Here is a 6,793-nt window from a genome sequence, read left to right on the forward strand (position 1 = left end):
AATGTTGAATATCCAGATGATCCGGAACAAGCTGCCGTTGATGTTCCTGTCAATCTCCGCAGCGATCTGCCTGGCGTTGGTTCTTCTGGCGCAGAATACACTGCGTGACGCCACGCGTTCGCAGCTTGAATTGACGATGGAGAGCTTTGCGCAGGGCAAACAGGAGCTTCTGCAGGACTGGTTCGACAATATCGCCCTGGAAATGGGACTGTTGTCTGCCGATCCCTTTGTTCGCGATCAGGTCAGCGCGCTGGATCAGGCCTTTGCCGCCCTTGGGCCGGGCCGGGTCGGGCGACTGCAACGGCGTTATATCACGGAAAACCCGTTCCCGGCGGGGCGGCGGCATGAATTCAGCCAGGCCCGGACCGGCGACGGCTATGATCTTCTGCATGCGCAGACCCACGCTTATCTGCGCCGGTTGGTCGACGAGCAGGGATACTATGACGTTTTCCTGATCAACGCCTCTGGCGATGTCATCTACACCGTTTTCAAAGAACTTGATTTCGCAAGCAACCTGGTCTCGGGGGAATTCAAAGCCTCGGGCCTGGCGCGGGCCTTTGCCACCGCGATGACGCTGGGCGACGGTGAAATCGCCTTTGACAGCTTTGCCTCTTACGCGCCCAGCAACGGTGATCCGGCGGCTTTTGTCGCGACACCGCTGTTCGATGCATCCGGGCAACGGTCCGGTGTGCTGGCGGTGCAATTGCCGATCGACCGGATCGCAGCCATCCTGTCGACCCCCGATTGGCTGGGTGAAAAAGGCAAGGTTTTCCTGCTGGACAGCGCTGGTCGCCTGAACAGCGAACTGGGGGCCGACAGCACTTTCGGCCTGCTGGACATATTACCGGCCACCACTGCCATTGCAAATGCGCTGGCAGGCACCGAAGGCTATGTTGATGACGTAACCGGAATCGACGGCAACGCGGTTGCGACCTTCACCACCAGCGCCCGGTTCCAGAACGCGACCTGGACCATGGTTGTCGAAGGCGACCGCCCGTTTCTTTACAACAGCCTGCAGGCACTGCGGTCGCGGATGAGCTGGGTATCCCTTGCGATTGCCGCGATCATGGGTGCAATCGGCTTGTTCCTGGCTCGCCACGTCAGCAAACCACTGGACAATATCGGCGCTGCGATGAACCGCATCCAGGCCGGAGACTATGATAACGACATCGCCGAGGCCAAGCGCAAGGACGAATTCGGCCTGATCGGCCGCAACCTTCAGGAATTCACCCAAAGCCTGTCGCTTGCCCGCGACCGCGAATGCCAGGAACAGGAACGTGCGCGGGAACAGGCAGAGGTCGTCGAGAAACTGACCGAAGGGCTGACACGTCTGCGCGACGGCGACCTGGGCTTCAACATCCAGGCGCCGTTCCCGCCTGCGTACGAGCGGCTGCGCATCGACTTCAACAAGTCCATGGAAACGCTGAACCATGCGCTGTCGCAGGTGGTCGATTCCGCCGACAGCATTCGCGGTGGATCGCAGGAAATCTCTCAGGCTGCGGATGACCTGTCGAACCGAACGGAAAACCAGGCCGCGACGCTGGAACAGACCGCGGCGGCGCTTGATGAACTGACCGCCAGCGTGAAATCGGCGGCGGAAGGGGCGAAATCGGTTGAAACCATCGTCTCTGAAGCCAAGGAAGAGGCCACTGCAAGCGGATTCGTCGTGCGTGATGCGGTCGATGCAATGAATGAAATCGAAGCCTCATCGGAACAGATTTCCCAGATCATCGGGGTGATCGACGATATCGCCTTTCAGACCAACCTGCTGGCACTGAACGCAGGGGTCGAGGCCGCCCGCGCGGGCGAAGCTGGCAAGGGGTTTTCGGTCGTCGCCTCCGAAGTGCGGGCATTGGCGCAGCGCTCATCCGAGGCCGCACATGAAATCAAGGCCCTGATCAGCGGGAGTACCCAACAGGTAGAGAAAGGCGTCGATCTGGTGGGCAAGACCGGTATCGCATTGAAATCTATCGTGGACCGGGTCAATCACATTGCCGAACTGGTGTCCGACATCGCATCGGGCGCGGCGGAACAGTCCACTGGACTGGGCGAAATCAACATCGGCGTGAACCAGTTGGACCAAGTGACCCAACAAAACGCCGCAATGGTCGAACAGGCTACCGCGGCCAGCCACATCCTACTACGCGACACATCGATCCTGTCCGATCTCGTGGCCAACTTCAACATCCGGACAGAGCGGCACGCCGATAGCTCGGAAGATGCAGAAGTTCAGCCCGAGACCGCGCCGTCGCTGGTGCATGACGACATCGTGCTGATCGATCCCAAACCGATTCTGGTAGAGCCGCGCCAAGCTGCGACAGGCACTGTCATGAGCGGATGGCAGGATTTCTGAAGATATTTTTCAGGGGGGATATGACGTTGGCACATATATCGCTGGTACTGGCCGTCACCGATGGCGCCACCCGCAGCAAATTGAAGGACCTGCTGGCCCGAATGCCCGAAATGCGCCTGGCCGCGGCAACGCAGAACCTGATGGAAACCTTTGCCGCGGTGGAAGAAACCCAGCCTCAGGCGGTTCTGATTTCCCATGCCATGACCCGGTTCCCGGAATTTGAAGTGATGCGCGGGCTGTTCAGTGCAATGGGTATCCGCTGGATCATGCTGGAAGACCGCGCAACGCCGCAGCAGCGTGCCAAGGCGGGTCTGTTCCCGATTGATATCAGTACAGATATCGAAACGATTCACGGTCAGTTGAAAGCGGTACTGCGAAACCGCTCGGCCCCTTCGGCCCACACCCGCCGCACCGTTCAGATGCCGCGGACAAGACCCGGGGCGCTGATCCTGATCGGGGCATCGACCGGCGGCGTCGATGCCCTGAGCCGCGTTCTGGGTGCCTTTCCCGCCAATTGTCCACCCACCTTCGCCGTGCAGCACACGGGTCGAGGTTTCGGCGAAGGACTGGTGCGCCTGCTGGATCGGCAATGCGCGGCGAATGTGATCTCCGCAAGCGATGGCGCGGATGTCGGGCCCGGGACGATTTGCATCGGGGCCGGGCTGCAACACCACCTTGCCGTGGACAGCCAGGACGGGGTTCGTGCCCGACTGATGACGGGTGGCGCAGTGTCCGGGCACAGGCCCTCTGTCGATGTGCTCTTTCGTTCCGCTTTGCCGGTAGCACGCAAAACCGTCGCGGCATTGTTGACCGGTATGGGGCGCGACGGGGCCGACGGACTGCTGGCGCTGCACGAAAACGGCGCCCGAACGGTCTGCCAGGACGAAGAGACTTCGGTGGTTTACGGCATGCCCCGCGCCGCGGCCGAACTGGGGGCGGCTGACGAACAGGTGCCGCTGAACCGGATTGCCGAAAGACTGCTTTCGCTTGCCGCCCAACCCGGCGAGGTCGGGGTATGACGGCGCGTTCCAGCCTGGCCCCGCGCGGCAGTACGATCACGGTCGTTCAGGGGGAATTTCGCATCAGCGACGATCCACATGTGGTGCTGTCCACGGTACTGGGCAGTTGCGTTGCTGTGTGCCTGTACGATCCGACTGTGCACAAGGGCGGCATGAACCATTTCCTGCTGCCGGAACGTGCCGGGGCCTGCAAATCCGACATCCGTTTTGGCGCACATGCAATGGAATTGCTGATCAACGGTCTGCTCAAGATCGGGGGGCGGCGCGAAACCCTGCGGGCCAAGGTCTTTGGCGGCAGTTCGATGGCCACCAATCTGCGCGATATCGGCCAGTCCAACGCGGAATTCGCCAAGTCGTTTTTGCACAACGAAAACATTCCCGTCGTCAGCGAGTCCCTCGGTGGCACCCTGGCGCGGCGGGTGCGGTTCTGGCCGGTCACGGGACGGGCCAAGATGCTGCTGATCCCCAACAGCCCGGACCTGCAAAGCCCGGCCTCTCCACGACCATTGCCCATGCAATCACCTGTCGAGTCTGTCACCCTGTTCTGAGCCTGTTGCGGCCTTCCCCCTTCTTGGCAAACCTGCCATAGTACGAGACCAACGACCCACAAGAACAAAGAGCAGACCCGCATGGCCGAAGACCTGCTTGCCGCCGCTGACGGTGGCGACTACGACGCCTCCTCTATCGAGGTCCTGGAAGGGCTGGAACCGGTCCGCAAACGGCCGGGCATGTATATTGGCGGCACCGATGAACGCGCGCTGCATCACCTTGTGGCCGAGGTGCTCGATAACTCCATGGACGAGGCGGTGGCGGGCCACGCCAACCGGATCGAGGTAGAACTGCACGAAGATCATTCGATCACCATCCGCGACAACGGACGCGGCATCCCGATCGATCCGCACCCGAAATTCCCCGGAAAATCCGCGCTGGAAGTGATCCTTTGCACGCTGCACGCAGGCGGCAAGTTTTCCGGCAAGGCCTACGAAACCTCGGGCGGTCTGCACGGTGTCGGTGCCTCGGTCGTGAATGCGCTGTCCGACAACATGGTCGTGCAGGTCGCGCGCAACCGCGAACTGTTCGAACAAAGGTTTTCGCGCGGCATCCCGCAAGGCCCGGTCGAGAAGGTCGGACAGGCACCCAACCGGCGCGGCACCACCACGACCTTTCATCCCGACGAAGAAATCTTTGGCCACCACCGGTTCAAACCGGCACGGCTGTTCAAGATGGTGCGTTCCAAGGCCTACCTCTTCTCAGGGGTCGAAATTCGGTGGAAATCCGCCATTGACGACAAGGAAACCCCGGTCGAAGCGACGTTTCATTTTCCCGGGGGTCTTTCGGATTATCTGGTCGAAACGCTTGGCGGGGCCAGCACTTATGCCGACAAGCCCTTTGCCGGGGTCGTGGATTTCAAGGAAAAATTCGATACGCCCGGCAAAGTCGAGTGGGCGATCAACTGGACACCATCGCGCGACGGCTTCATCCAGTCCTATTGCAATACCGTCCCGACGCCCGAAGGGGGCACGCACGAGGCCGGGTTCTGGGCTGCGATCCTGAAGGGGATTCGCGCCTATGGCGAATTGGTCAACAACAAGAAAGCCGCGCAGATCACCCGCGACGACCTGATCACAGGCGGTTGTGCCCTGGTCAGCTGTTTCATCCGTGAACCGGAATTTGTTGGCCAGACCAAGGACAGGCTGGCCACGGTCGAAGCCCAGCGCCTGGTCGAAGGCGCGGTGCGCGACCATTTCGACAACTGGCTGGCCGCAGATACCAAATCCGCCGGGGCAATCCTGGATTTCCTGATCTTGCGGTCCGAGGAACGGCTGCGTCGCCGGCAGGAAAAGGAAACCCAGCGCAAGTCCGCGACGAAACGTTTGCGCCTGCCCGGCAAGCTGGTCGATTGTTCCGCCACCTCGCGCGAAGGCACCGAACTCTTCATCGTCGAAGGCGACAGCGCCGGTGGGTCGGCCAAGATGGCGCGCGACCGCAAGACCCAGGCCCTGTTGCCGCTGCGCGGTAAGATTCTGAACGTGCTGGGCGCGGCCTCGAACAAGCTGGGCTCGAACGCGGAAATCAGCGACCTGACGCAAGCGCTCGGGGTCGGTCTGGGAACGAAATTCAACGTCGACGACCTGCGCTATGAAAAGGTCATCATCATGACCGACGCCGATGTCGACGGGGCGCATATCGCGTCGCTTCTGATGACCTTCTTCTTCACCCAGATGCGCCCGATGATCGACCACGGGCACCTTTACCTGGCCTGCCCGCCTCTATACCGGCTGACGCAGGGGGCAAGGCGGCTTTATGTGGCCGACGATGCCGAGAAAGAGGAATGGATGGCCAAAGGCCTGGGTGGAAAAGGCAAAATCGACGTTCAGCGGTTCAAGGGCCTGGGCGAAATGGACGCCAAGGACCTGAAAGACACGACGATGGACCCCAAGTCGCGCAAGCTGATCCGGGTCACCATCGACGAGGACGAACCGGGCGAAACCGGCGACCTGGTGGAACGGCTGATGGGCAAGAAACCCGAACTGCGGTTCCAGTATATCCAGGAAAACGCCCGCTTCGTAGAAGAGTTGGACGTCTGACGGGACGCGACCCACGGATTTGTGATCCGGCTGCTTCGGAAGGCGCGCTAGGCTTTTTCCCATGCGCGCTTTCCTCATCCTGTTGCTGACCCTTGCCACCCCTGCCCTGTCGCAGGACACCGATCTTGAACTGGTGCTTCTGGCCGATGCGTCAGGCAGTATCGACCAGTCGGAAATCGACCTGCAGCGGCAGGGCTATGCCCAGGCCCTGACCGACCCCGAGGTTCTGGCCGCGATTGCCAACACCGCCTATGGCGAAATCGCGGTGACCTATGTCGAATGGGCGGCGAACCAGGTGGTGGTGGTCGACTGGATGCGCATCAGGGGACGTGAGGATGCCGAGGCGTTCGCGGCTGAACTACTTTCGAAACCCCGGCAAGCCTTTGGACGCAACGCGATTGGCGCGGCGCTGCTGGAAGGGCTGCGCCTGATGGAGGTGAACGACATCGACGGCTGGCGTCGGGTGATCGACTTTTCCGGCGATTCCATCGGCAATTTTTCAGGTCCCGGAATCGAAGATGCGCGGGAAATCGTTCTTGCGGCGGGCGTTACCATCAACGGCTTGCCAATCCTTCGACCAGATGATCCCGGACGCGCGATGGGCGGGCTGGAAAAACAATACGAGGACCGCATCATAGGCGGCCCGCAATCCTTTGTGGTTACGGCGGAAAACCGCGCCAGTTTTGCCGCGGCGGTCAAGCGCAAGCTGATCCTCGAAATCGCTGGCGACGTGCCGGAAGTTGACCTTGCGGCGAACTAGTGGATTGATCGCGACAAACGAGTCCGAATTGGGATTCCCATTTGGTGCTGGCCGTGCGAGTCATGCTGATGCG

Annotated in this window: 5 protein-coding genes; all 5 read left to right on the forward strand. The window is 61.0% G+C overall.

Going from position 1 to position 6,793, the window contains the following annotated elements:
• The first annotated feature begins 1 nt into the window (after window position 1).
• The gene (locus VK792_RS14620; protein WP_326298354.1) at window positions 2-2,353 is read left to right on the forward strand and encodes a methyl-accepting chemotaxis protein; all 2,352 of its coding nucleotides are present in this window, start codon (window positions 2-4) and stop codon (window positions 2,351-2,353) included.
• 20 nt (window positions 2,354-2,373) lie between these two features.
• Window positions 2,374-3,372, forward strand: coding sequence for a CheB methylesterase domain-containing protein (locus tag VK792_RS14625; RefSeq protein WP_326298356.1), 999 nt, complete (start codon window positions 2,374-2,376; stop codon window positions 3,370-3,372).
• Entirely contained in the window at window positions 3,369-3,920 is a 552-nt protein-coding gene (locus VK792_RS14630) for a chemotaxis protein CheD (RefSeq protein ID WP_326298357.1), read from the forward strand. The genes VK792_RS14625 and VK792_RS14630 overlap by 4 nt, the downstream gene beginning before the upstream one ends.
• Before the next feature lie 81 nt (window positions 3,921-4,001).
• On the forward strand, window positions 4,002-5,960 hold the full coding sequence (gene parE, locus VK792_RS14635; protein WP_326298359.1) for a DNA topoisomerase IV subunit B: 1,959 nt from the start codon (window positions 4,002-4,004) through the stop codon (window positions 5,958-5,960).
• A gap of 61 nt (window positions 5,961-6,021) precedes the next feature.
• Window positions 6,022-6,720, forward strand: a complete 699-nt coding sequence (locus VK792_RS14640) for a DUF1194 domain-containing protein (protein ID WP_326298361.1) — start codon at window positions 6,022-6,024, stop codon at window positions 6,718-6,720.
• Window positions 6,721-6,793 lie beyond the last annotated feature (73 nt).

Origin of the sequence: Mesobacterium hydrothermale (assembly GCF_035818635.1) — a bacterium.
In the GTDB taxonomy this organism is placed as follows: Bacteria; Pseudomonadota; Alphaproteobacteria; order Rhodobacterales; family Rhodobacteraceae; genus Mesobacterium_A; species Mesobacterium_A hydrothermale.